Here is a 22,020-nt window from a genome sequence, read left to right as displayed (position 1 = left end):
TGCTCCTTTACCGGACCAAGACCCGTTCCGGAACAAATGCCGTCACATCAGCTTGAAACGAGGAGGCAGCCACGATCATGCGCAAACTGATCGCGTTCGACGAGGACACGTTCGACAAGCTCAAGCAACTGGGACGCGACAGGATGGCGACGTTTCAAGAGCTTGCGGACGAAGCCTTTGCCGACCTGCTGAAGAAGCATGGCATCCCCATCGATCTCCGGGACGCATTGCGCAAGAGCGCCAGGCTCGGCGCCGAACCGGACAAGCCGACCGCGCGTCCCAAAGCCAGAAAGGCCAAACCACGATGACCGATCGCGATCCTTTTGCAGAGGGCGAGCGCGCCGCGCGCGACAAGATCCCGGCCGAGGCAAATCCCTACTCAGATGGCAGCGCCGAACATGCGCTCTGGGCTGCGGGCCACGAGAAGGTCGCAGGCGCGATCGAAGCGCGCGAGTCCGAGGGAAGCTGACGCATCGCCCCTGGCGGGGCGGCAGGCCGCTATGCGGCGGCGACCATCTTCTCGGTCCGGTCCTCGACCATGGTCACGAACATGTGGGACTCCTCGCCGGCGCCGCCGATCTGGACCCGGCGAGCCGAGATCACACGGCGCCCGCGCGTCGGATTGTCGATGGTGTCGATGATCGGTTCGAGCTGCTGCTTCTGCGCCAGAAGCTGCCGATCGCGCCGCTCGATCAATTCGGCGGCGTCCTCCGAGAACAATTCCCGCGCAGTCTTGCCGATGATCTCGCCGCGCGACATGCCGATCATCTTCTCGGCGGCCCTGTTGACGAAGACGTAGCGCTGGTCGCGCGCGTCCTTGGCGATGATTCCTTCCGCCACGTTCTCGATGATGGTGGCGAGGAAACGCTCCATCCGTTCCAGAATGCGCTCGCGCTGACGCTGCTCGGTGACGTCCTCCTGCACCGAGACCCATCCGCCGCCGTCCATCGGACGCTCGTAGATCTTGATGATGCGGCCGTCGTTCAAGGTGATCTCATTGGCCGCCGGCTCGCGACGGGCGATCCGGTCGAGAACCGCCCCGAGATATTTTTCGACGTCGCCGCTGAACAGACCGCTCTTGACCCGGTGCTGGAGGATTTCCTCCAGCGTCGATCCCGCCTGGATCGTCTCGGGCAGATTGTAGATTCGCCGGTAGTTGGCGTTCATCGCGACGACGTTCGCCTTGCCGTCGAGCATGATCAGGCCCTGCGGCATGCTGTTGATCGCTGCCGAGAGCTGCCACTTCTTGGCCTGGTACTTGTCGTTGAACTTGTCGCGCTCGGTCATCGCCGCGTCGCGCGCCTGCGCGGTGCCGAGCTCGAGCTCCTCGAGCTCGAAGATGCGCGCCACCGCGTCGCGGAAGTGCTGCACGGCGCGCGCAAGATGCCCGATCTCGTCGTGACGGCCCAGATGCGGCACCTTGCTCTTGACGTCACCGTCCGCGATCCGGTCGGTCGCCTGCGTGATCTCGGCAAGTGCCCCGACCACAGAGCCCCGCATCACGACGACGTTCAACCCCGCCAGAAGGAGGGCCACGAGCCCGAGCGCGAACAGATAGGCGGCGGCGTAGCGGTTCTCGTCGGCGAGTTCGTCCGCCTGGCGGGCGCGCTCCCTGTAGATGCGTTCTAGCGCCTCGAGATCGCTGTTGAGCTTGGTGCGCAGCGTCCGGTTGGCATCATTGTCGCCCCATTCGCGCGCAGCGGCAGAGCTGATCTCGACCCCGCGTCGCACCAGCTCCTGGCGGAAGTCGATGAACTGCGCGATGCGCTGGCGGAAACTGGCAAATAGTTCGGCGTCGTCGTCGCTGACCGTTCGCTCCATGCTCTTCACGGCATCGGCGAGCTCTCGGTTGCGGCGCACCAGCCCATCGGCGAACTGCTTCATCGCGCCACGATCGCCGGACATGTAGATGCCGCGCGATTCCATCACGATGGCATAGATCAGCGCGTTGATGCGCCCGACGCTGATCGCAGCCTCGGCGGAAGAGGCATGCATGTGACGATAGGTCGTCTGCAACCGCACCGTCTGGATCGACATCACGAGCAGGAAGGTGGTGACGATCGCGAGGAAGCCGGCGATGCTGTAGACCTTCTCCGCGACGCTGAGCGTATCCGCGCCGCGAACGAACCGAACGAGCTTCTTCAAGAATTTGGTTCCGGTGCCGAGCCCGGATCCCAGCGCCGCAGCGTTCATGGCGCCGCTCCTCCTGGTTGAATGCGCTCCACGATAGGTGCGGTTGCGCTAGCGGAGGATTAAAGTGCCGGCCGGTACTTTTACGGTCTGAGCCATGGAAAACGGAACCGGCACGCGCGTCAGCCGATCCGCTTCAGGCCTTTCTTGAAGCGCGGGCCGTTGGCGACGTAAAACTTCGCCGCACTCCCCATCCTCTGCACCTGGGCATCGTCGAGCGTGCGGATCACGCGCGCGGGCGAGCCGATGATCAGGGAGCGTTCGGGAAACTCCTTGCCCTCGGTGATGACGGAACCGGCGCCAACGATACTGTTGCGGCCGATCTTCGCGCCGTTCATCACGATCGAGCCCATGCCGATCAGTGCACCCTCTTCGATCGTGCAGCCGTGCAGGATGACGTTGTGACCGACGGTGCAGTTCTTGCCGATGACAAGGGGAAAGCCGAGATCGGTGTGGCAGGTCGAGCCGTCCTGCACGTTGGCGCCTTCGCCGATCTCGATCCATTCATTGTCGCCGCGCAGCACCGCGCCGAACCAGACGCTCGCTCCCGGCTTCAGGCGCACGCGGCCGATCACGGTTGCGGTCTCAGCGATGAAATAGTTGCCGTCGGCGGGAAGATCGGGCGCCTGCCCGTCGAGCTCGTAGATCGCCATGGAGGTCTCCTGTCACGTCGAGCACAGCCATAGCGAAACGGCAGCGAAGAGGCAAAGGACCGCCGCACCGGGCAGCCCTGCAAGACAGTCTCAGACCAGAACGCCGGCCGCGCGCAGCGTCATCAGGAAGAAGGTGCCGCTCATCATGCTCCAGAAGCCGGCGATGAGGGTCGCCATCATCACGAATTCGACGCGGCGGCTTTCCACCCGCATGCCGCGGAGCGTGTTGCGCATGATGATGAAGGGCGCGGCGAACACCAGGAACGGCACCGCCGCGAAGGTCTTCGGCGCCACGCCGTCCTGCAACAGGCCGAAGCCGGCGGGCCGCTGCGCGACCGCCTGGTATCCGTTCACGAGTGCGCCAGCGAGCGCGAAACCGATGCCAATCGAGAAGAAGGTATTGAGAGCTTCAGGTGTCATCGGAACTGTCCGCCCTTACGCAACGCCGGAGACTTCCTGTGACAAATAGTGCCGGTTAACGCTACATTATCCTTAAGGGAAGGTTAACGCCGCCGGCCATCCGGCGCAGGGCCCTCCCCCTTCCCCGCAGCCGGGGAACGCTCCGCGAAATCGCCGCCGCATGGCATATTCGCCGCTGATTCGTCGGCCATCGGCCGACCTCCGGCTTACCTCGCGCAACTCATGACGGTGTTTTCGGCAGCTCCCCTTAGATCTCCCCGGACGCGCACCTGGGCGCATATCGTCCCGATCGTGCTCGGCGGCGCCGCGGCGGTGTGCGCAGTTGCGCTCGTCGCCTATCTGTTGTGGCCGACCTGGGGCCCGAGCGGCGCCAACGCCCCGGACAAGCTGCCGGTGAGCGTCGGCGGCACGCTGTTCAACCTGCCGACGACGGCGATCCGCATGAAGATCCAGCGCCACTCCGGGCCGCAGGAGCGCATCGATCTCGACTTCCTCTATCCCTCGCTGGAGCCGCCCGGCACGCCGAAGCACGTCACCGCCGACACGGTGGATGCGGCGATGCAGCCGATCGACCGCATCTTCCTGTCGATCGCAGCCCATCACGATGCGCTCTCGCCCGAGCAGCGGACAGCCACGATCTATCCGCGCTATCTCGACCAGGCCGCGACGATGCCCGAGGACGGACTGACGATGCGGATGTTCCGCACTGAGACCCCCTACGGCAGCGAGGACCTCTATTCTGCCGCAAGCCCCGCATTGACCGCGCGCTGCACCCGCGATGCGGCCACGCCCGGCATGTGCCTCTCCGAGCGCCGCGTCGGCGGCGCCGACCTCACCTTCCGCTTTCCGCGCAGCTGGCTGTCGCAATGGCGCGATGCGGCGGAGGCGATGGAGAGGTTGACGGCGCAGCTGCGCGGGCCGAAAGGCTGAGCGCGGCCCTTTTGCCACCGCAAGGTTCGCCGACAGAACGGGCCTGAGCCCTCCGGCAAAAACATCGAAAACAACCCCATGCACAGTAGCCAAGGGCCCGCTCGACTTCGTATTTTTCGAAGCCGAACTTGACCCGTCGGGCAAAACAGGGGCATGATGCCATCATGGTGAAGATCGGTTTGAATGGATGCGGTCACGCATCACTCGCCCGGTGCCCAATTGCTGGGATGGGCGCACGGATGTGTGACTTATATCACTGATCGCAGATTGCGTTTGGCCATTGTGCGGATAATCTGATGCTATTGCATTCGGGGGCTGGAATGCGGCTTCGGCTGTTTGTTTTACTAATTCTTGCGACCTGGCTTGGGACCGGCTCTGCGCTGGCCGAGAAGCGCGTCGCACTCGTCATCGGCAACTCGGCCTACAAGAACGTGGCGAAGCTGGCGAACCCCGCGAACGATGCCGCGCTGGTCGGCGGCATGTTCAGGAAGGCCGGCTTCGATACGGTCGACGTCAAGCTCGACCTGAACGTGGTCGACACGCGCAAGGCGCTGCGCGATTTCGGCGGCAAGGCGCGCGAGGCCGACGTTGCGGTCATCTACTACGCCGGCCATGGCATCGAGCTTGACGGCACCAACTATCTGATCCCGACAGATGCTGCCCTGGAGACCGATACCGACGTTCTCGACGAGGCATTCCCGCTCGACAGGGTGCTGTTTGCCATCGAGCCGGCCAAGCAACTGCGCCTCGTCATTCTGGATGCCTGCCGCGATAACCCCTTTGCCAAGACCATGAAGCGGACGATTGCATCGCGTGCCATCGGCCGGGGCCTCGCCAAGGTCGAGCCGACCAGCCCGAACACCATGGTTGCCTTCGCGGCCAAGGCGGGCTCGACCGCCTCGGATGGCGATGCCAAGAACAGCCCGTTTGCCACCGCTCTGGTCGAACGTCTGCCGATGCCGGGCCTGGATCTGCGCAAGGCGTTCGGCTTCGTGCGCGACGACGTGCTCAAGACCACCGGCTACAAGCAGGAGCCGTATGTCTACGGCTCGCTCGGCGGTGACGATGTTCCGCTGGTTGCGGCCAAGCCCGCTGCCACAGGTCCGCAGGCGAATCCGCAGGATGCCATTCGCAGGGATTATGAGCTCGCGCTGCAGCTCGGCACACGCGACGGCTGGGAAGCCTTTCTGGGACAATATCCCGACGGCTTCTATGCCAATCTGGCCAAGGGGCAATTGAACAAGATCGCCGCTGAAGAAACACGCGCCACGGCCGAGCAAAAGGCGAAGGCGGCCGAGCAGGAGAAGGCAAGACTCATCACCGAGCGCGCCCAGAAGGCCGAGCAGGAGAAGGCGGCGGCCGCAGCCAAGGCGGCGGAAGAAGCCAGGATCGTGGCGGAGAAGGCCAAGCAGATCGAGGAGGCCAAGGCAGCCGCCGCCGAGCAGCGCCGGAAGGAAGCCGAGGCCGCAGCGGCCAAGGCCCTGGCTGACAAGCAAGCCGCCGAGAAAGCGCTCGCCGAGAGGCTGGCAAATGACACCAAGCAGGTCGCCGAGCAGCGGACCACGGAGAAGCAGCAGGTTCCCGACACCGCGCAGAAGGTTGCGGCTGTCGCACCGACCTCATCGCCGCCGAGCCTGTCTCCGCAAGAGACGGCGAAGCTGGTTCAGTCCGAACTGCGCCGCGTCGGCTGTCTGGCGGCAGCTGCCGATGGCGACTGGAATGCGTCATCGCAACGCTCGCTGACGCTGTTCAACAAATATGCGGGAACGAAGTTCGACGCCAAGCTCGCGAGCTTTGATGCGCTCGATGCCATCAAGGCCAAGCCGGGCCGGGTCTGCCCGCTGGTTTGTGATCACGGCTTCAAGGCCGATGGCGACGCTTGCGTGAAGATCGCCTGTCGCACCGGCTATCGCGTCAATGACGACAATGAATGCGAGAAGGTCCAGGACAAGAAGCCAGTTGCGACCCGCGAGGATGCCAAGAAGCGAGACACCGAGCGGAAGCAGGTCGAAGCTGCACCCGCGAAGCCGTCGGCATCCGGTCAAATCCTTTGTAACAATGCAGGCTGTCGGCCGGTAAAGTCCGGCTGTCGCATTGTTAACCCGAAGAATGGAAACCTCGGAGGAGGTCAATCGGAAGTGTGCGACTGAGCCATGATCGAGACACAAGCATTCCCTAGCGGGCCAGATACGCAGGCCGCGCCAATGGCCGCTTCGATGCTCAGCTAGTGAAAATCGAATGCCATCACGGCGCGTGGCTTACCGGGGTCTTCGAGCGCCTTGACCGGTTGCCAGCCGCGCGAGGCAAGGTAGCCGGCAAGGTCCCCGAAGTGTAGAGATATAGCCGCGGGTGGCCGAGCTTTGCGAGGCGAGCCGCAGCAGCATCAGCCGCCAGGCCTTGCATGGGATCGGCTGCTTGATACCCTTCCCGTTGAAACACCGGTGCGGTGACCGATGTGTGCGACGCGACGGCAAACCTGCCACCGGGCGCACAATTGCTCGGACGCGAATGGCTCGGCTTTGACGAGACCGGGCAAAGAGCGCTGATCCGCTTCCAGGCTCAGAACGCATTCACCAACAGGCATGGGACCATCCAGGGCGGATTCCTTGCAGCGATGCTGGACTCCGCCACCTGGATTTGCGCGCTCGCAGCGCTATCTCCTGACCAGACCGTGGTCACGAAGAGCCTCGACACGCGTTTCCTGAAGCCCGCAACGGTCGGACCGATCACGGCGCGGGCACGGGTCATCGAGCGGACGGAGCGCGACTTGGTCGTGCAAGCCGACCTCGTCGATGCCGAGGGCATCACTGTCGCTGATGCCACGGCGCGGCTACGCATTCTTGCAAAGACATAGAATGAGGGGTCGCGGTGCGCGCGGCCCCATTGAGCGACACGATCGCCGCGCTATTCCTGATCGACGAGATCGTCCTCGAGGATCGCCATCTGGAACTGGAACGAGCGATCGTCGTCCTCGTCGTCGACGAACAGCACGCCGATGAATTCCTCGCCGATATAGACCTCGGCGGAATCGTCCTTCTTCGGCCGCGGCACGACGCGGATCTTGGGATTGCCGAATACGCGTTTCAGATACGCGTCGAGCTTCCTTACTTCCTTGACGTCCACGGCAAGTCTCCAATCGAAATCTGAGTTGGCGGGGTTTTAGGACGAGACGCGACGAACCGCCAGCATGAATTGCCAAAGAATTTGGGGACGAGAAGAGCCGGAGAATCCGCCCCTTCTTCTCGAGCTCAAAGCCCCATCGCGTTGATCATCTGATCCATGGTGCGCGACGGCTCGGCGCAGCCGGCCTCGCCGACGATCTTGGCGGGCACGCCCGCGACCGTGACGTTGTGCGGCACGGGCTTGACCACGACCGAGCCCGCGGCAATGCGCGCGCAATGGCCGATCTCGATGTTGCCGAGGATCTTCGCGCCCGCGCCGATCAGCACGCCATGGCGAATCTTCGGATGACGGTCCTCGTTCTCCTTGCCGGTGCCGCCGAGCGTGACGCCGTGCAGGATCGAGACGTCGTCCTCGATGACCGCCGTCTCGCCGCAGACGAAACCGGTGGCATGGTCGAGGAAGATGCCGCGGCCGATGCGCGCGGCGGGATTGATGTCGGTCTGGAACACCGCCGAGGCGCGGCTCTGGAGATAATACGCGAAGTCCTTGCGGCCCTTCAGCCAGAGCCAGTGCGCCAGGCGATGGGTCTGGATCGCGTGGAAGCCCTTGAAGTAGAGCAACGGATCGATGAAGCGCGAGGTCGCGGGATCGCGATCGTAGACGGCGACGAGATCGGCGCGGAAGGCGTTGCCGAGATCGGGATCGTCGCGCAGCGCCTCGTCATAGGTCTGGCGCACGAGATCGCCCGACAGCGCGGAATGATCGAGCCGGTCGGCGAGGCGATGGATCACCGAATCCTCAAGACGGCTGTGATGTAGCACCGTCGAATAGATGAAGGTCGCAAGCTCCGGCTCGCGATGGACGATGTCCTCCGCTTCGCTCCGGATCCGTTCCCAGATCGGATCGAGGGATGCGAGCTTTCCTCCCGGATTGACCTGATGCACTGCCATGGGATCTGCTCTTTCGAATGGGCTCGTTTTGTTGGCTCTATAGCACAGTCTAGGCGACAAAGTCCTGACGGGCTTGCCTGAGAGTGAACAGCACCTTGCCCTGCGAACGCCTGCCAACGCGTTGAAACACAACGATATCTTCTGACGCCCCCAGGCGGCAAGGTCGGTTAAAAGTGGTCAGGGTTTCGCCAAATTCAAGCCGGGCAGCGTCAAACTATTGGTGAATTCTCTCCCAACCCTTATTGCGGGCATGGTCCGGACGACGGAGCGGATTTGACCACCACCACCGATCATTTGCGCGCGCGCGCCGCGGGCTCGTTCTGGCTGCGGCTCGCCGCCCTGGCCCTGCCCCTCCTGATGATCGCGCCGGCGTTCTGGAACGGCTATCCGCTGTTGCAATGGGATACCGGCGGCTATCTGGCGCGCTGGTACGAGGGCTATCTCGTCCCCAGCCGCTCCACCGTGTTCGGCCTCTACCTCCACTACGGCGAAAGCTTCGGCTTCTGGATCAACCTCGCGATCCAGTCGCTGGCGACGCTGTGGCTGTTGCAGCTCAGCCTGCGCGTCCTCGGCCTGATGCAGACGTTCCGCTTCGTCGCGATCAGCCTGGTCCTGACCCTGTCGACCGCGCTGCCCTGGCTCGCCAGCATGCTGCTCACGGACATCTTCGCGGGATTGTCGGTGCTGTCGCTGTTCCTTCTGGTCGTCGGAGCGCAGCGCACGTCGCCGCTCGAAAAAATCGCGCTGTTCGTCTTCACCGCCTTTGCCGCCGCAACCCACAGCGCCACGCTCGGCGTGCTGCTCGGCCTCTGCGTCGCCGGCTGGATGGCGCGGCCGTTCGCGCGGCGCAGGCTTCCGCTCGCAGGACTGGCGCAGGCGAGCATGACCATCGTCGCGGGCGGCCTGATGCTGGTCTCGGCGAACCATGCGCTGTCGGGCAAATGGGCCTGGACGCCCGGCGGCTTCGGCGTCGCCTTCGGCCGCATGATGCAGGACGGCATCGTCGCGCGCTATCTCAATGACCACTGCCCGCGCGAGAACTTCAAGCTCTGTCCCTACCGCAACGAATTGCCGGCGACCGCCGACGAGTTCCTGTGGGGCAAGAGCATGTTCAACACGCTCGGCCGGTTTGAGGGCATGAACGACGAGATGAGCTATATCGTCGTGCACTCGCTCGCCGACTACCCGGCCTGGCAGGCCGGCGCGGCACTGCGGGCGGTGGGCCAGCAATTGCTGCACGTGGCGACCGGCGAAGGCACCAGCGGCTGGATCCCGCACACCTACGGCATCATCGAGCGCTACATCCCCGCACAGATCGCGCCGATGCGCGCGGCGCGGCAACAGCAATGGGACGTCAATTTCGACTACGTCAACTGGCTGCATGTTCCCGTCGCGCTGGCCTCGATGCTGGCGCTGGTCGGGTTGCTCGCGCATGCGCTGGCGCGCCGCCGGCTCGACGATCTGACGTTGCTGGCGGCGACGGTGACGCTCGCGCTGCTCGGCAACGCCTTCATCTGCGCCGTCATCTCCGGTCCGCACGACCGCTACGGCGCGCGCATGGTGTGGGTTGCGACCTTCGTGGTGCTGATGGCGCTGGCGCGCGCGTTCGGCGACGAGGAACCTAAAGGCTCAGCCGCGGCGTGAGAGAAAATCGAGCACGCCGGTCTTGTAGGCCTTGTCGCCGACCGCGCGCATGTGATCGCGGCCCGGAATGTCGAGCACTTCCGAGCCCGGAATGATGGCGCCGAGCGCGCTGGCCGAGCCCGCGACGTCGTCGGTAGAGCCGACCGCGATCAGCACGGGCACGTCGATGCGTGCAGCTTCGCCCCTGGTCATGAGGTCGCGCGTGCCGCGCAGGCAGGCGGCGAGCGCACGGCGGTCGGAACGGGTCTGATCGGCAAACGCGCGAAACGTGCGCCCGACGGGATCGGAGACGTCGTCGAGCGCGGGCGCTTCCAGCGCCTTCGCGACGTTCTCGCCGGGCCCGGTGCCCTCGATCAGGCCGCCGATGCCGATGCCGCCAAGGATCGCCGAGCGCAGCCGCTGCGGCTCGTTGAGCCCGAGCCACGCCGTCATCCGCCCACCCATCGAATAGCCCATGATGTCGGCCTGCGGGATGGCGAGATGGTCCATCAGCGCGAGCACGTCGCCGGCCATGGTCGGGATCGAGTATTGCGTGGGCTCGTAGAGCTTTGCGCTTTCGCCGTGGCCGCGATTGTCGAGCGCGATGACACGGCGGCCGTTCCTGCGCAGCTCCGAAACCCAGGTCGGATAGACCCAGTTCACGTTCTTGCTGGAGGCAAAGCCGTGCACCAGGATGATCGGATCGCCCTCGCCTTCGTCGAGATAGGCAATTTCAACGGCGCCGTTGTGAAAGCTCGGCATCAGATATTCCGCGGTCTTGAGGGGAAGGGTTGATTTTAGGCCGTACCGGCCGCGCTTGCCAGAGCGGCTTCGGCGGCGACCTGCGCCCGGCGAAGCCGCCGTGCCCGTCTGCGATCGCACCAGGCTTGCGTCAGGCGCTCGGTGGTGGCCTTGATCGAAGACAACAGGCCGAACAGCGTCAGCGCCGCACCGAACAGCCAGAGCGCAAGATCGAACGCGCCGGCGACGAGCAGCAGCGCGCCGCGGCCGAGGAGCTTCATGATCGCGCGGGTCTTGCTGCCCTGCGCTTCCGCAAGCCGCGCCGCGCGGGCGACGTCCTTGGGGCCTTCGGCGATGCGCAAGCTGTCCATGGCGCCGCGCGTGCCGGTCTTCTCGGCAACGCGCGTGACGTCCTTGCCGAGCCGGACCAGCGCACCGGCCTTCTCGGCCCGGAACGCGGCCTTGATCGCGCTCACGGTCTGGCCCGGCCGCAGCACAGAGCCGGACGCCACCGCGTTCTGGAGCATCGGCGTGTCGACAACCTCGCGCGCGGACCGGCCGGCCCAGGCCGCGAGGCCCTCGCCGAGCCGCCCGACTTTCCGCGCATCCTTCACCAGCGTCAGGCCGGCGCGCACGGGCGCGGCGCCGCCGATGGACACATAGGTGGCCGCCGTCACCGCAAGGCCCGCGGCTGCAAGGCCCAGCACCAGGCGATCGGTGTCCTCGCCCATGGCGAGATGCTTGCCCTCGCGCACGACGTCCCTGACGTCGCCGATCACGAAGAGATCGCCCGCCACCGTTCCGGACAGGCTCGCGACATCGTCGGCGCTGCCGGTGACGAGCCCGGTGGCGAAGCGCTTGGCGAAATGCGAGGTGGAGTTTTCGGCCTTGACCGCATCGCTCACGCGGCTCAGGAGGTCGTCGGGCAGCGCGATGTTGCGGTCACGCGCCAGCGCAACGAAACTGTCGGCGAGATCGGCATCGCCTGCGGCGAGCGCGGCCTCGATATGGTCCTGAACCAGGCGGTCGTTCTGCCGCAGCACGGCGTCGAGCTTCAGTTCGGACAGCGCGGCCGGATCGTCCTGGGCGGCGAAAATCGCGCCGGCCTCGCGGGCCTGCGGCGCGACCTGCGCGAGCATGAAGCTGCATGCCGCGATGCCGGTCAACGCTGTGCTGATTCGCAGCCACTTCATGCCAAGAGCCCGGACGTTCCTTAGATCGTTTGCCTGGATCGTTTGCCTAGGTCGTTTGCGCCTGATGGTTCGTCTTTTGCCGCAATTGCACTCGTCCACAGACATAGTATGCCAAAATTGCGACACAACGTCCCCGACGAAAGAAGGGCTTCTCTCAGGCCGCAAGATTGTGTCGAATTTGCATGAGCAAATGAGCATGGGGCAGTTGCGAACCTTTCGGTTCCGCTGGACTAGCAATCATCTGCACCCGCCAGTATGGTCCGCGGCGCCTCAAAGATGCCGCGTCAGTTGTGATTGTATCTGCCGCCACTGCCACTCCAGGATGAGTTACGATGTCCGACCATGTCGTCCCGCACTTCCATAACGATGCCGGTGTTCCCGTCATCGAGATCGGCTCGCAAGAGTTCATGTGCGTGGGCGCCAACCCTCCGTTCGATCATCCGCACGTCTTCCTCGACCTCGGCAACGACAACGAGATCATCTGCCCCTACTGCTCGACGCTGTACCGCTTCGCGGCCGACCTGAAGGCCGGCGAAGCCCGTCCGCCGGAATGCGTCCTGAAGGACAAGGTGGCCTGACCGCTTCCACCGGTCAGGGGTGGCGCTCTCCCGAACGATTGTCATCGCCGGTGCCGGAATCGGTGGCCTGACGGCCGCGCTTGCGCTGGCGTCCCGCGGCTTCCGTATCGTCGTGCTGGAAAAAGCCGAGCGGCTCGAGGAAGTCGGTGCGGGCCTGCAACTCTCCCCCAATGCGAGCCGCGTGCTGGTCGAGCTCGGCCTGACCGAACGGCTCAAGCTGCGCGCCGTCGTCCCGGAGGCGGTCTCGATCATGAGTGCGCGGGCCGGCGGCGAACTCCTGCGCATGCCGCTGGGCGAAGCGGCATCCGTGCGCGCCGGCGCCCCCTATTGGGTGGTGCACCGTGCCGACCTGCAATCTGCGCTCGCCGGCGCAGTCTCCGACCATCCCGACATCGACCTGAAGTTGGGTGCGACCTTCGAAGACGTCGCGCCTCACGCCAAGGGCCTGACCATCGTCCATCGCAGCGGCACGATCCGCCGCAGCGATCTCGCCAGCGCGCTGATCGGCGCCGACGGCATCTGGTCGACGGTACGCCAGCATCTGTTTCCCGAGATCCAGCCGCGCTTCTCCGGGCTGATCGCCTGGCGCGGTACACTCGATGCCACGCAGCTGCCGAAGGACTACACCGCGCGCCGGGTCCAGCTCTGGATGGGCCCGAACGCCCATCTCGTCGCCTATCCGATCGCGGGCGGACGCCAGATCAACGTGGTCGCGGTACTGCCCGGCACCTGGAACAGGCCGGGCTGGAGCACGCCCGGCGATCCGCTCGAGGTGATGGAGGCTTTCGCCGCGCCGCGCTGGCCGTCGCAGGCGCGGATGATGCTCGCCGCAGTCGATAGCTGGCGCAAATGGGCGCTGTTCGGCGTGCCCGACGGCTGCCCCTGGAGCAAAGGCCCGGTCGCGCTGCTCGGCGATGCCGTGCACGCGATGCTGCCGTTCGCCGCGCAAGGCGCCGGCATGGCGATCGAGGATGCCGCCGTGCTGGCACAGCATCTGAGCCCCGAGATTGCCGAGAGCACCGACGGCATCATCGCAGCGCTGAAGCAATATGGCCGCGCGCGCCAGGCGCGCGTGCGGCGGGTGCAGCGGACCGCACGGCAGCAGGGCCGCATCTATCATTTCAGCGGACCGCTCGCGATCGGGCGCGATCTTGCGATCCGGGCGCTCGGCCCGGAACGCATGCTGGCGCGGCAGGACTGGATCTACGGCTGGCGGCCCTAGCGCGTGGTCGTCAGTTGACGGCGCCGCCCGACTTCGGCCTGGACGGCCTGGCGGGGCTCGCCGGTGCGGGCGCGGCGGTCGGTTGAGCGGGAGGTGCCGCCGCCTCCATGTCGCTCTCACGGCACCTGTTCCTCCGCCAGGTCTCTTCAATCAGCTTCTGCTGTCCCCGCGCGGCGAGGTAGTCGTTGCGATAGGCGAGCTCTGCGACCACGACGCCGCCCGTTCCGGTCTCGGCCTTCGCCATCAGCCGCTCGAGGTCCTCGATGCGCTTGGCGACGTTCTTGCGCTCGGATGCGAGTTGCTTGCAATCCCAGAGGTCATAGCGGGCCGGATCGACGAAGGCCGGGCTGATGGTGTCGCTGACGCCCGCACAGCCGGCGAGCGCCGCGCAGAGCGCGGACAGCGGAAGCAGCGCGCGCACGGGGCGGCAGCGGGAGAGGAACGAGACAGGCATGCCGGATGAATAGTCCCCGTGGATTGAGAATGCCTAAAGCAGCAACAGATGTCCGGATTGAGGCTTTGCCTTGTGCGGCCGGCTCGCTTAAGGAAGAACCACCCACCCGGCCCGCAAAGCGCCGATTCCAGACGGCCGGAGGTGGACTTAAGTGTTTGATCTCGTTGGATCAAGCGGGCATGGCGGAATTGGTAGACGCAAGGGACTTAAAATCCCTCGGTGCGCAAGCGCTGTGCCGGTTCGACCCCGGCTGCCCGCACCACGAGAGCTGACGGCGCGAGAACGGCGTCTGCAATCTTATCGCTTTCGTCCCGGTTCACCGACGTCATTGCGATTCCTGACGTGGCTCAGATGGCGATCGTCCGCTCGACCCTGAGCTCGCTGAAGACCTTCGTGACCGGCAGGTGAAACGGCAGATCCGTGTTGGTGTGGTGCCAGCAGAACGGGCACGTCTTCTCGATCGAGATTCCCGGCGTCGAGTTGAGCGCGCCGAAGCCATCGATCGTGCCCATCACGTCGATGATCTTCTTGTATCGGGGCGGCATCGCTACCGCCGCAGACACTGTGACGATCCAGAACTTGTCGTCGGGAATGGTCTGTTCGATCGCCGGCTGCTCCTTGAGCTCGTACAGCGCTTCCGAGATCACGAGGTTGCCCTTGGAGTGTCCGGTCACCAGCGAAAAGCTGAAGCGATCATCGCCCAGCAAAGCCATGACCGTCCTTGTATCCAGGCTGACGCGGCCGAGTTCGAGCGGTGATGTCGGCGGACTGAGGGTCTCGGGCCGGTTCAGCGCCCGGCTGACGTCGTCCAGCTCCTCGAACTGATGGCGCAGGCGATTGAGCGTGCCGAACCAGAACCAGCCGCCGAGCGCCTCGGTCAGGAGATCGGCAAGCCCGTAGCCCGACACCACGGCAGCAGCCGACACGCCGAACGCGTCAGCGACATTCCGTGCGAAGGCCGCCGCCCCCAGCGCCGAACTGCCGACGCCGGCCACTGCCAGGATACGGACGTCTGCGCCGCCGGCATTGGCGAAGTCTTCCACGGTGTTGCAGAGCTTGAGCGATCCGGCGCCGGATGGCGGGACGATCAGGATTGCGCCCTCGCGTGCCAGCCAGGGCGCCGTTTCGCGAGCCTCCTCCTGGGTCACCTCGCCGATGTCGTAGAAGACACCGTCGAGAACCGCGTTCCTGCGACGAAATGACTCCAGGGCGGCCTCGCGCAACGGCGTTCGGGACTCGAAGATCTCCTCGAAGCTGTTGCGGCCGAGTTGGGCCGTCGCGAGCGAGCGTTGCGTAGAGAGCATCACGGTTCTCCGCAGCCATTCCGGCGACGACTACAGTAGCAAGAATCCTGCCACCTTGGGTGGTATCTCCGCGCCGCTTCGACAGACTGTTGCCCGAGCGCCTTCCAGGCGGCGTGGCCGGTGCAACGGCGCTCGCGCCCTAACTGACCTGTCCCGGAGTGACGGCGACCTCACCAAGTCTTGTCCGCTCCGGCTCCGCCTGACAGCCATCCCAAAACAAGGGTTGTGCATCGCAGCATGGACGATAGACAAAGCCTCTCAATCAGAGGTGAGTTTCTTGTCCGACGTCAATGCCGACAGTTGGGTGTCCTCGGGACACCGGCCCATGGGTTTTCCCGAATTCGTCATCGTGATCGCGTCCATCATGGCGCTGAATCCGCTTGCGATGGACATGATGCTGCCGGCGCTGCCCAATATCGGGTCCGCCTTCAAGATTCCGAACGCCAACCATCTCCAGCTCGTGCTGTCGACCTTCCTGATCGGCTTCGGCGTGGGCCAGTTTATCATGGGTCCGTTGTCGGACCGCTTCGGCCGTCGCCCGGTGCTGCTCGGTGGCATGGCGGTCTATGCGGTGGCGAGCGTGCTGGCGGTTGCCGCGCCCTCGTTCGAGACGCTGCTGCTGGCGCGCGCGCTGCAGGGGCTCGGCACCTCGGCAACGCGTGTGATCGCGACCGCGATCGTGCGAGACTGCTATGTCGGCCGCCGCATGGCGAGCGTGATGTCGCTTGCCATGATGGTGTTCATCGCGGTGCCAGTGATCGCGCCGTCGTTCGGACAGGCGGTGCTGCTCGTCACCCAATGGCGCGGCATCTTCGTCGTGCTGATGCTCTATGGACTGCTCGCGCTCGCATGGTCGGTGCTGCGGCTGCCCGAAACCCTCCCTGCGTCAGAACGCAGGTCGCTGGCGCCCGCCGACGTGCTCTCGGCCTTCCGGCAGACCGTGACCAATCGCCAGACCATCGGCTATGCGACGGCCGCCGGCAGCGTCATCGGCGCACTGTTCGCCTATGTCTTCTCGGCCCAGCAGGTCTTCACCGGCGTCTATCACCTCGGCCACTACTTCCCGCTCGCCTTCGCTGCGATCGCGGCCGGCACCGCCATTGCCGGCTTCCTCAATGCGAGGCTGGTCGGGCGGCTCGGCATGCGCGTGATCTCGCACGGCGCCCTGACGCTCTATGCCGTGGTCGCCAGCGTCATGCTGGTCACCGAAATCCTGAACGTGCTGCCGCTTGCTCTGTTCATGGCGCTGTCGGCGCTCATGATGTTCTCGTTCGGCATGATGGTCGCCAACTTCACCGCGCTCGCCATGGAGCCGCAGGGCCACATCGCCGGCACCGCCTCCTCGCTCTACGGCTCGATCACGACGCTGATCGGCATCGTGGTCGGCATGGCGATCGGGCAGAGCTTTGACGGCACGCTGCTGCCGTTCTCGGTCGGCTTCTTCCTGTCGACGCTGGCTGCGCTCGCGATCGTGCTGGTGGTGGAGAAGGGCCGGCTGTTCAAGCCGCATCATCGCCCCGTCGGCTAAGGAACTTGCGGGCGGCCTCGATGTTGTAGTGCAGCAATTCGAGAGGCCACTGCCATGGAACCGGAACACCGCGAAGAGCCCACCTCAGATCGGCCTGATACGGGACGTTCCGAGCCAAACGCCGAGCAGGCTGCGTTCAACGCGCCTTTCGCAAGCGAAGGCCTCGAGCGGGTGCGCGACAGCCATTGCTGAGCGCGCAGCCTATTCCGCCGGACGCCGGCTGGCGCTGAAATCGTCTGCGTCGCTCTCGGGCGCGGCGCGGCTTCCGCGCGGTGGCACCATCAGCACAATAACCTCCCGCGTGACACCGGGCCGGCCCCACAGCATGGCCTGCACGGTGAACTCACGCCTGACGAACTGCCCGGCGCCGGCGGACACCCACTCCATCCACCGGTTGCAATGGTCCTGGCCGCGGAAACAGAGCGCGGCCCAGCCGCGGTCCAGCGTCATCTTGCGCGGCAAGCCCCAAGTGTATTGATACGCGAACGGCCGTGCATAACGCGGATGGTCGGGGCTGTAGAACGCCGTCGCAAAAGCCAGCGCATCATCGCCACTCACGGCGCTCAGCGGCTCGCCGGTCAGTTCGCGCCACTGGCGCGTCAATTCGCCGGCCGCCTGCGCGTAGAAGTTCCGGCCCTCTTCGTAGCCGTGATTGTTGCGATAGACGGCATGGATCGGGGCCGCGACCAGGACGGCGGCGAGCGCGACGCCGGCCACGATCACCGTGACGTTGACGGTGTGGAACCGCTCGATCGGATAGCGCGTGCCACAGACCACGAGAACGACGAACAGGAACAGCCCCTGCAACGCCCACAGCGACGGCAGATCCGTCCCCATTACAAGCGACGTCAGGACCGGCAGCACGATCGTGCCGATCGCAACATGAAAGAGAAGTCGCAGGCCCGGACTCATTGCCGCGTAGTCGGCCGGAAACTGCTTCAGCCGCGTGCCGGCGATGAGCATCCAGAGCACGGCCGACACGCTCATGGCCGCAGCCAGCCCCAGCAGGAAATTCTTCGCCTCGCCGAGCGAGCTCACAGCGCTGCCGTTGGCGTGAGCCAGCGCATAGGTGAAGGTCGACGCGCCCGTCGTCGCAAGCCAGTAGAGGTGCGGCGACAGCGCCGCGAACCCGACGGCGACCGAGATCCAGGGCGAAGCGGAGGTGAAATAGGCGCGCCGCGCCGGATGCGCCAGCGCGGCAAAGGCGAAGCTCGCGACGAGAAAGATCGAATAATATTTGCCGACCATCGCGAGCGCCGTGGTGCATCCCACCGCGACCGCCCACAACGGGCCGCGCGTCTCGAATGCGCGCAGGAAGCACCAGGTCGCCAGCGGCCAGGTCGCGAGCAGCACCGCATTGGCGTTGAAGCGCTGGGCGTGGAATTGATAGGCCGGCGTCAGCATCAATAGCAGCAGCACCAGGATGCGCTTGTGCCCGGTCACGAACTGCCGCGAGATCAGATCGACGAAGACCAGCGCAAGCCCGGCATTGGCCATCGCCATCAGTTGCAGCGACCAGTCGCTGAGTGGAAAAACGAAGGTCCATGCCGCCGTAACCCACCCCATCAACGGCGGATGCTTGTGATAGCCGAAGGCGAAATTCCGCCCCAGCGTCCAGGCCTCGAGCGTATCAGGGTGCAGGCCGCTGCCGGCATAGGCGATGGCCAGATAGAGCGTCCAGATCGCAACGAAGCAGGCGATGAGAAGCGGCACGGCCCAGCCCGCCTCGACGCCGTCGAGCCAGCGCAGGAAAGGCCGGCGCCATCGCGCCGGCGCGCGATCGGACCGTTCGGCCATCGCCTGGAATGCAAAATCGAGCGGCACAGGAATCAAATGGGACAAGGAAAGTGATGCGCGAGGACGACACATCTATTTCAGGTTGGAAACAAATAGCAATGATTGAGAGTTGGAAGCGCTAAAAGTTCCACGGTCTCCTCAAGGTGACGCCGAGCTGAAACGACAACGGCGCCGCTGATGACAGCGGCGCCGCGTGATCATCCGGATGAAAGGCGGAAGGTCGCGCCCGCCTACTCCGACTTGTCGACGTTCCAGAACAGGGGCGTTGCGGGGCCATCGAGCACGCCAGTCAGCGATTTGCGCCAGCCGCTCGGCAGCAGATACTGCCCGAGCGGGATGTAGATCACCTGCTCATAGGCTTCCTTCTGGATGTCAGCGGCGATCTTCTTCTGCTCGTCGATCGACGGCGCGCGGACGAAAGCATCCTTGAGCTGCTCGATCTTGGCGTCTTCCGCCCAGCCGAACCAGCCCTTCTTGCCCTGGCCGCCGATCGAGAGATTGGCGATCGGGTTGGAGACGTCGGCCGCAACCCAGTTGGTGAAGAACATGTTCCAGCCGCCCTCCTTCGGCGGCTTCTGGCTGGCGCGGCGGCTCACCACCGTCTGCCAATCGGTCGCCTGCAGGTCGACCTTGAAGCCGGCCTCGCGCAGCAACTGGGCCGCCACGATCGGCTGCGCCTTGAGCGTCGTGACGTCGCCGGGTGCCATGACGACGATCGGGGTGCCGTCATAGCCGGACTCGGCGAGCGCCTTCTTGGCTTCCGCCATGCCATTGCCCTTCACCAGGGTCTCGGCGCCGACATCGGTCGCGAGCGGCGTATCGCACACGAAGAAGGCGCCGCAGATCTTCTGATATTTGGCGTTGCCGACGAGCGCATCGAGAACGTCCTTCTGGTTCATCGCCAGAAAGGCAGCACGGCGCACTTTCACGTTGTCGAACGGCGGATGAAGGAAGTTCATCCGGCCGAGCGTCTGAAAGCCGAACTTGTTCGAGACCTCGAGCGTGATCTCCTTGTTCGCTTCCAGGACCGGCAGCATGTCGTACGGCAGGTTTTCCATGAAGTCGATATCGCCCGACTGCAGCGCGTTCACCGCGGTCTGCGAGTCCGGCATCGTGATCCACTCGACGCGGTCGACCTTCACCACCTTGCCGCCGGAGGTCCAGCTCGCCGGCTCCTTGCGCGGCACGTAATCGGTGTTCTTGACGTAGACGGCCTTCACGCCGGGCTGGAATTCCGACTGCACGAACTTGAACGGGCCCGAGCCGATCTGCTCGGGGATCTGCTTGTCCGGCGGCGTCTCGGCGAGGCGCTTCGGCATCATGAAGGCGACGCGCGAGGACGGCTTGCCGATGGAGTCGAGCACGAGGCCGTAGGGCTCTTTCAGCTTCAACGTGATGGTCTTGGCGTCGGTCGCCTCGATGCTCGCGGTGAAATCCAGGAGCTTCTGGCCCATGCCGTCGACCGCGGCCCAGCGCTTCAGCGAGGCAACGCAGTCCTCCGCGGTCACCGGCGCACCGTCATGCCACTTCAGGCCGTCGCGCAGCGTGAAGGTGTAGGTGAGCTTGTCGTCGGAGATCTTCCAGTCCGCCATCTGCGGCTGGATCTTGAAGTTCGAATCGGTGGCCACCAGCGTGTCGTAGACCATGTAGCCGTGGTCACGCGTGATGTAGGCCGTGGTGAAGATCGGATCGATGATGCGCAGATCGGAATGCATCACCGCGGTGAGGGTCTTGCCGGCTGCAAGCACTGGCGAGGCCAGCGCGGTCGAGAGCGCGACGACCGACAGCGCAAGTTTGGAGACGAACGCGCGAGGCGCCCGGCGCATGAAGTGGAACATAAAAAGTCTCTCCTGACGTGAAACTGTTCAAAGGCAGGTTATTGGTTGGGCATTCGGTTCGTTCTTTGGGCGAACTAACCTCATGCAATGCCTTTATCTTTTCGAGACTTGCAGACAGTGCAGAGCGCGTCAATCCGGTTTCGCTGCAGGCCCAGGCGGCGCGCGCACGGGCTCCCCAAAGATCGGTTTGGCTCTACAACGCTCTCCGCTTGTCCTGCCCCGCGCCGATGCAATGCGCGTTCCATCTTTCGAAGCTTGAGAGACATCAAGATGAATCCAGCCAATCTTCCCTTCGATTCCGAGGCGATGCTCGAGGGCCTGCGCGGATGGGTGGAATGCGAAAGCCCGACCTGGGACGCGAGCGCCGTGAACCGCATGCTCGATATCGCAGCGCGGGATATGGCGATCATGGGTGCGACGATCGAACGCATCGCCGGCCGCCAGGGCTTTGGCGGTGTGATCCGCGCGCGCTTTCCTCATCCGAAGCAGGGCGAGCCCGGCATCCTGATCGCCGGACACATGGATACCGTCCACCCGGTCGGCACCATCGAGAAGCTGAAATGGCGCCGCGAGGGCAACAAGTGCTACGGCCCCGGCATCTACGACATGAAGGGCGGCAACTATCTCTCGCTGGAAGCGATCCGGCAGCTGGCGCGCGCCGCCTTCACCACGCCGCTGCCGATCACCGTGCTGTTCACGCCGGACGAGGAGGTCGGCACGCCCTCGACACGCGACATCATCGAGGCAGAGGCTGCGCGCAACAAATACGTGCTGGTGCCCGAGCCCGGCCGTGCCGACAACGGCGTCACCACCGGACGTTACGCCATCGCGCGCTTCAATCTCGAGGCAACCGGCCGGCCGAGCCACGCCGGCGCGACGCTGTCGGCGGGTCGCTCGGCGATCCGCGAGATGGCGCGGCAGATCCTCGCCATCGACGCGATGACGACGGAGGACTGCACCTTCTCGGTCGGCGTCGTGCATGGCGGACAATGGGTCAATTGCGTTGCCACGACCGCCACCGGCGAAGCGCTTTCGATGGCCAAGCGCCAGGCCGATCTCGATCGCGGCGTCGAGAGGATGCTGGCTCTGTCAGGCACAACCAATGATGTTGCGTTCAAGGTGACGCGTGGCGTCACCCGGCCCGTGTGGGAACCCGATGCCGGCACCATGGCGCTGTACGAGAAGGCGCGCGACATCGCCAGGTCGCTCGGCGCGGAGCTGCCGCATGCGAGTTCGGGCGGCGGCTCAGACGGCAACTTTACCGGCGCGATGGGCATCCCGACGCTCGACGGCCTGGGCGTGCGTGGCGGCAATGGCCACACGCTGGAAGAGTATATCGAAGTCGAGAGCCTGGTCGAACGCGGCCGCCTGATGGCAGGACTGCTGGCGACGCTGGAATGATTTTGGGCTCGTCATTCCGGGGCGCGTCGAAGACGCGAACCCGGAATCTCGAGATTCCGGGTTCGCGTCTTCGAC

Annotated in this window: 21 protein-coding genes and 1 tRNA gene; 11 read left to right on the top strand and 11 right to left on the bottom strand. The window is 65.0% G+C overall.

Translation table 11 applies throughout. The annotated features are described in order from the left end of the window. Positions 1 to 77 precede the first annotated feature (77 nt). Together XI09_RS16990 and XI09_RS16985 are read left to right on the top strand one after the other, a co-directional pair. A complete protein-coding gene (locus XI09_RS16990; RefSeq protein WP_271567838.1) occupies positions 78 to 308 on the top strand; it encodes a hypothetical protein in 231 nt (76 codons plus the stop codon). Then, positions 305 to 469 (top strand): hypothetical protein, encoded by a 165-nt coding sequence (locus tag XI09_RS16985; protein WP_271567837.1) that lies wholly within the window; start codon positions 305 to 307, stop codon positions 467 to 469. Before XI09_RS16990 ends, XI09_RS16985 begins: the two co-directional genes overlap by 4 nt. Positions 470 to 498: 29 nt before the next feature. Here the strand turns inward: XI09_RS16985 and XI09_RS16980 are convergent, their stop codons facing one another. The 3 genes from XI09_RS16980 to XI09_RS16970 all read right to left on the bottom strand — a co-directional run bounded on the left by XI09_RS16980 (position 499) and on the right by XI09_RS16970 (position 3,263). Then, on the bottom strand, positions 499 to 2,193 hold the full coding sequence (locus XI09_RS16980) for a PAS-domain containing protein (RefSeq protein ID WP_271567836.1): 1,695 nt from the start codon (positions 2,191 to 2,193) through the stop codon (positions 499 to 501). 119 nt (positions 2,194 to 2,312) lie between these two features. Further along, the gene (locus tag XI09_RS16975) at positions 2,313 to 2,843 is read right to left on the bottom strand and encodes a gamma carbonic anhydrase family protein (RefSeq protein ID WP_194467521.1); all 531 of its coding nucleotides are present in this window, start codon (positions 2,841 to 2,843) and stop codon (positions 2,313 to 2,315) included. Between the two features lie 90 nt (positions 2,844 to 2,933). Beyond that, positions 2,934 to 3,263 (bottom strand): DUF6949 family protein, encoded by a 330-nt coding sequence (locus XI09_RS16970; RefSeq protein WP_092191516.1) that lies wholly within the window; start codon positions 3,261 to 3,263, stop codon positions 2,934 to 2,936. A gap of 222 nt (positions 3,264 to 3,485) precedes the next feature. On the opposite strand from XI09_RS16970, the gene XI09_RS16965 reads away from it, so the two are divergent. The 3 genes from XI09_RS16965 to XI09_RS16955 all read left to right on the top strand — a co-directional run bounded on the left by XI09_RS16965 (position 3,486) and on the right by XI09_RS16955 (position 7,047). After that, the gene (locus XI09_RS16965; protein WP_271567835.1) at positions 3,486 to 4,193 is read left to right on the top strand and encodes a hypothetical protein; all 708 of its coding nucleotides are present in this window, start codon (positions 3,486 to 3,488) and stop codon (positions 4,191 to 4,193) included. Between the two features lie 320 nt (positions 4,194 to 4,513). After that, positions 4,514 to 6,343 carry a caspase family protein gene (locus XI09_RS16960; RefSeq protein WP_271567834.1) on the top strand — a complete coding sequence of 610 codons (1,830 nt, stop codon included), beginning with the start codon at positions 4,514 to 4,516 and terminating at the stop codon, positions 6,341 to 6,343. Between the two features lie 305 nt (positions 6,344 to 6,648). Further along, on the top strand, positions 6,649 to 7,047 hold the full coding sequence (locus XI09_RS16955) for a PaaI family thioesterase (RefSeq protein WP_271567833.1): 399 nt from the start codon (positions 6,649 to 6,651) through the stop codon (positions 7,045 to 7,047). A 50-nt stretch (positions 7,048 to 7,097) separates the two neighbouring features. Here the strand turns inward: XI09_RS16955 and XI09_RS16950 are convergent, their stop codons facing one another. Together XI09_RS16950 and cysE are read right to left on the bottom strand one after the other, a co-directional pair. After that, complete coding sequence (locus tag XI09_RS16950; protein WP_007602550.1) at positions 7,098 to 7,316, bottom strand: DUF3126 family protein; 219 nt, start codon at positions 7,314 to 7,316, stop codon at positions 7,098 to 7,100. Positions 7,317 to 7,441: 125 nt separating this feature from the next. Beyond that, positions 7,442 to 8,266 carry a serine O-acetyltransferase gene (gene cysE / locus XI09_RS16945; protein WP_271567832.1) on the bottom strand — a complete coding sequence of 275 codons (825 nt, stop codon included), beginning with the start codon at positions 8,264 to 8,266 and terminating at the stop codon, positions 7,442 to 7,444. A 273-nt stretch (positions 8,267 to 8,539) separates the two neighbouring features. Here cysE and XI09_RS16940 point away from each other — a divergent pair, with 273 nt between their 5' ends. Continuing rightward, positions 8,540 to 9,910, top strand: coding sequence for a hypothetical protein (locus XI09_RS16940; protein WP_271567831.1), 1,371 nt, complete (start codon positions 8,540 to 8,542; stop codon positions 9,908 to 9,910). On the opposite strand, the gene XI09_RS16935 is transcribed toward XI09_RS16940, so the two are convergent. Both XI09_RS16935 and XI09_RS16930 read right to left on the bottom strand, forming a co-directional pair. Further along, a complete protein-coding gene (locus tag XI09_RS16935) occupies positions 9,896 to 10,651 on the bottom strand; it encodes an alpha/beta fold hydrolase (RefSeq protein ID WP_271567830.1) in 756 nt (251 codons plus the stop codon). The genes XI09_RS16940 and XI09_RS16935 overlap by 15 nt on opposite strands. Positions 10,652 to 10,686: 35 nt before the next feature. After that, positions 10,687 to 11,823 (bottom strand): hypothetical protein, encoded by a 1,137-nt coding sequence (locus XI09_RS16930; protein ID WP_271567829.1) that lies wholly within the window; start codon positions 11,821 to 11,823, stop codon positions 10,687 to 10,689. A 332-nt stretch (positions 11,824 to 12,155) separates the two neighbouring features. On the opposite strand from XI09_RS16930, the gene XI09_RS16925 reads away from it, so the two are divergent. Together XI09_RS16925 and XI09_RS16920 are read left to right on the top strand one after the other, a co-directional pair. After that, a complete protein-coding gene (locus tag XI09_RS16925) occupies positions 12,156 to 12,401 on the top strand; it encodes a zinc-finger domain-containing protein (RefSeq protein ID WP_007602543.1) in 246 nt (81 codons plus the stop codon). A gap of 19 nt (positions 12,402 to 12,420) precedes the next feature. Beyond that, a complete protein-coding gene (locus XI09_RS16920; protein ID WP_271567828.1) occupies positions 12,421 to 13,623 on the top strand; it encodes an FAD-dependent monooxygenase in 1,203 nt (400 codons plus the stop codon). A gap of 10 nt (positions 13,624 to 13,633) precedes the next feature. On the opposite strand, the gene XI09_RS16915 is transcribed toward XI09_RS16920, so the two are convergent. Then, positions 13,634 to 14,077 carry a twin-arginine translocation pathway signal gene (locus tag XI09_RS16915; protein WP_271567827.1) on the bottom strand — a complete coding sequence of 148 codons (444 nt, stop codon included), beginning with the start codon at positions 14,075 to 14,077 and terminating at the stop codon, positions 13,634 to 13,636. Between the two features lie 173 nt (positions 14,078 to 14,250). Between XI09_RS16915 and XI09_RS16910 the strand changes: the two genes are divergently transcribed. Continuing rightward, positions 14,251 to 14,339, top strand: a tRNA-Leu gene (locus XI09_RS16910). An 85-nt stretch (positions 14,340 to 14,424) separates the two neighbouring features. On the opposite strand, the gene XI09_RS16905 is transcribed toward XI09_RS16910, so the two are convergent. Continuing rightward, positions 14,425 to 15,381 carry a hypothetical protein gene (locus tag XI09_RS16905; protein ID WP_271567826.1) on the bottom strand — a complete coding sequence of 319 codons (957 nt, stop codon included), beginning with the start codon at positions 15,379 to 15,381 and terminating at the stop codon, positions 14,425 to 14,427. Positions 15,382 to 15,658: 277 nt separating this feature from the next. Between XI09_RS16905 and XI09_RS16900 the strand changes: the two genes are divergently transcribed. Then, positions 15,659 to 16,909, top strand: a complete 1,251-nt coding sequence (locus XI09_RS16900) for a multidrug effflux MFS transporter (protein WP_271567825.1) — start codon at positions 15,659 to 15,661, stop codon at positions 16,907 to 16,909. A gap of 201 nt (positions 16,910 to 17,110) precedes the next feature. On the opposite strand, the gene XI09_RS16895 is transcribed toward XI09_RS16900, so the two are convergent. Both XI09_RS16895 and XI09_RS16890 read right to left on the bottom strand, forming a co-directional pair. Further along, positions 17,111 to 18,706, bottom strand: coding sequence for a glycosyltransferase family 39 protein (locus tag XI09_RS16895; protein WP_333939102.1), 1,596 nt, complete (start codon positions 18,704 to 18,706; stop codon positions 17,111 to 17,113). A 230-nt stretch (positions 18,707 to 18,936) separates the two neighbouring features. After that, positions 18,937 to 20,544, bottom strand: coding sequence for an ABC transporter substrate-binding protein (locus XI09_RS16890; protein WP_271567823.1), 1,608 nt, complete (start codon positions 20,542 to 20,544; stop codon positions 18,937 to 18,939). A gap of 270 nt (positions 20,545 to 20,814) precedes the next feature. On the opposite strand from XI09_RS16890, the gene XI09_RS16885 reads away from it, so the two are divergent. Then, positions 20,815 to 21,945, top strand: a complete 1,131-nt coding sequence (locus XI09_RS16885) for a M20/M25/M40 family metallo-hydrolase (RefSeq protein WP_271567822.1) — start codon at positions 20,815 to 20,817, stop codon at positions 21,943 to 21,945. The last annotated feature ends 75 nt before the right edge of the window (positions 21,946 to 22,020 follow it).

The organism is Bradyrhizobium sp. CCBAU 11386 (assembly GCF_028128955.1).
GTDB lineage: Bacteria > Pseudomonadota > Alphaproteobacteria > Rhizobiales > Xanthobacteraceae > Bradyrhizobium.
This window is presented reverse-complemented; position numbering and strand designations above follow the sequence as displayed.

What these genes read in the sequence shown, in the direction of transcription:
- XI09_RS16990 (WP_271567838.1), top strand. Translation starts at nt 78, where the DNA reads ATGCGCAAACTGATCGCGTTCGACGAGGACACGTTCGACAAGCTCAAG.
- XI09_RS16985 (WP_271567837.1), top strand. Translation starts at nt 305, where the DNA reads ATGACCGATCGCGATCCTTTTGCAGAGGGCGAGCGCGCCGCGCGCGAC.
- XI09_RS16980 (WP_271567836.1), bottom strand. Translation starts at nt 2,193, where the DNA reads ATGAACGCTGCGGCGCTGGGATCCGGGCTCGGCACCGGAACCAAATTC.
- XI09_RS16975 (WP_194467521.1), bottom strand. Translation starts at nt 2,843, where the DNA reads ATGGCGATCTACGAGCTCGACGGGCAGGCGCCCGATCTTCCCGCCGAC.
- XI09_RS16970 (WP_092191516.1), bottom strand. Translation starts at nt 3,263, where the DNA reads ATGACACCTGAAGCTCTCAATACCTTCTTCTCGATTGGCATCGGTTTC.
- XI09_RS16965 (WP_271567835.1), top strand. Translation starts at nt 3,486, where the DNA reads ATGACGGTGTTTTCGGCAGCTCCCCTTAGATCTCCCCGGACGCGCACC.
- XI09_RS16960 (WP_271567834.1), top strand. Translation starts at nt 4,514, where the DNA reads ATGCGGCTTCGGCTGTTTGTTTTACTAATTCTTGCGACCTGGCTTGGG.
- cysE (WP_271567832.1), bottom strand. Translation starts at nt 8,266, where the DNA reads ATGGCAGTGCATCAGGTCAATCCGGGAGGAAAGCTCGCATCCCTCGAT.
- XI09_RS16935 (WP_271567830.1), bottom strand. Translation starts at nt 10,651, where the DNA reads ATGCCGAGCTTTCACAACGGCGCCGTTGAAATTGCCTATCTCGACGAA.
- XI09_RS16930 (WP_271567829.1), bottom strand. Translation starts at nt 11,823, where the DNA reads ATGAAGTGGCTGCGAATCAGCACAGCGTTGACCGGCATCGCGGCATGC.
- XI09_RS16925 (WP_007602543.1), top strand. Translation starts at nt 12,156, where the DNA reads ATGTCCGACCATGTCGTCCCGCACTTCCATAACGATGCCGGTGTTCCC.
- XI09_RS16915 (WP_271567827.1), bottom strand. Translation starts at nt 14,077, where the DNA reads ATGCCTGTCTCGTTCCTCTCCCGCTGCCGCCCCGTGCGCGCGCTGCTT.
- XI09_RS16905 (WP_271567826.1), bottom strand. Translation starts at nt 15,381, where the DNA reads ATGCTCTCTACGCAACGCTCGCTCGCGACGGCCCAACTCGGCCGCAAC.
- XI09_RS16895 (WP_333939102.1), bottom strand. Translation starts at nt 18,706, where the DNA reads ATGGCCGAACGGTCCGATCGCGCGCCGGCGCGATGGCGCCGGCCTTTC.
- XI09_RS16890 (WP_271567823.1), bottom strand. Translation starts at nt 20,544, where the DNA reads ATGTTCCACTTCATGCGCCGGGCGCCTCGCGCGTTCGTCTCCAAACTT.
- XI09_RS16885 (WP_271567822.1), top strand. Translation starts at nt 20,815, where the DNA reads ATGAATCCAGCCAATCTTCCCTTCGATTCCGAGGCGATGCTCGAGGGC.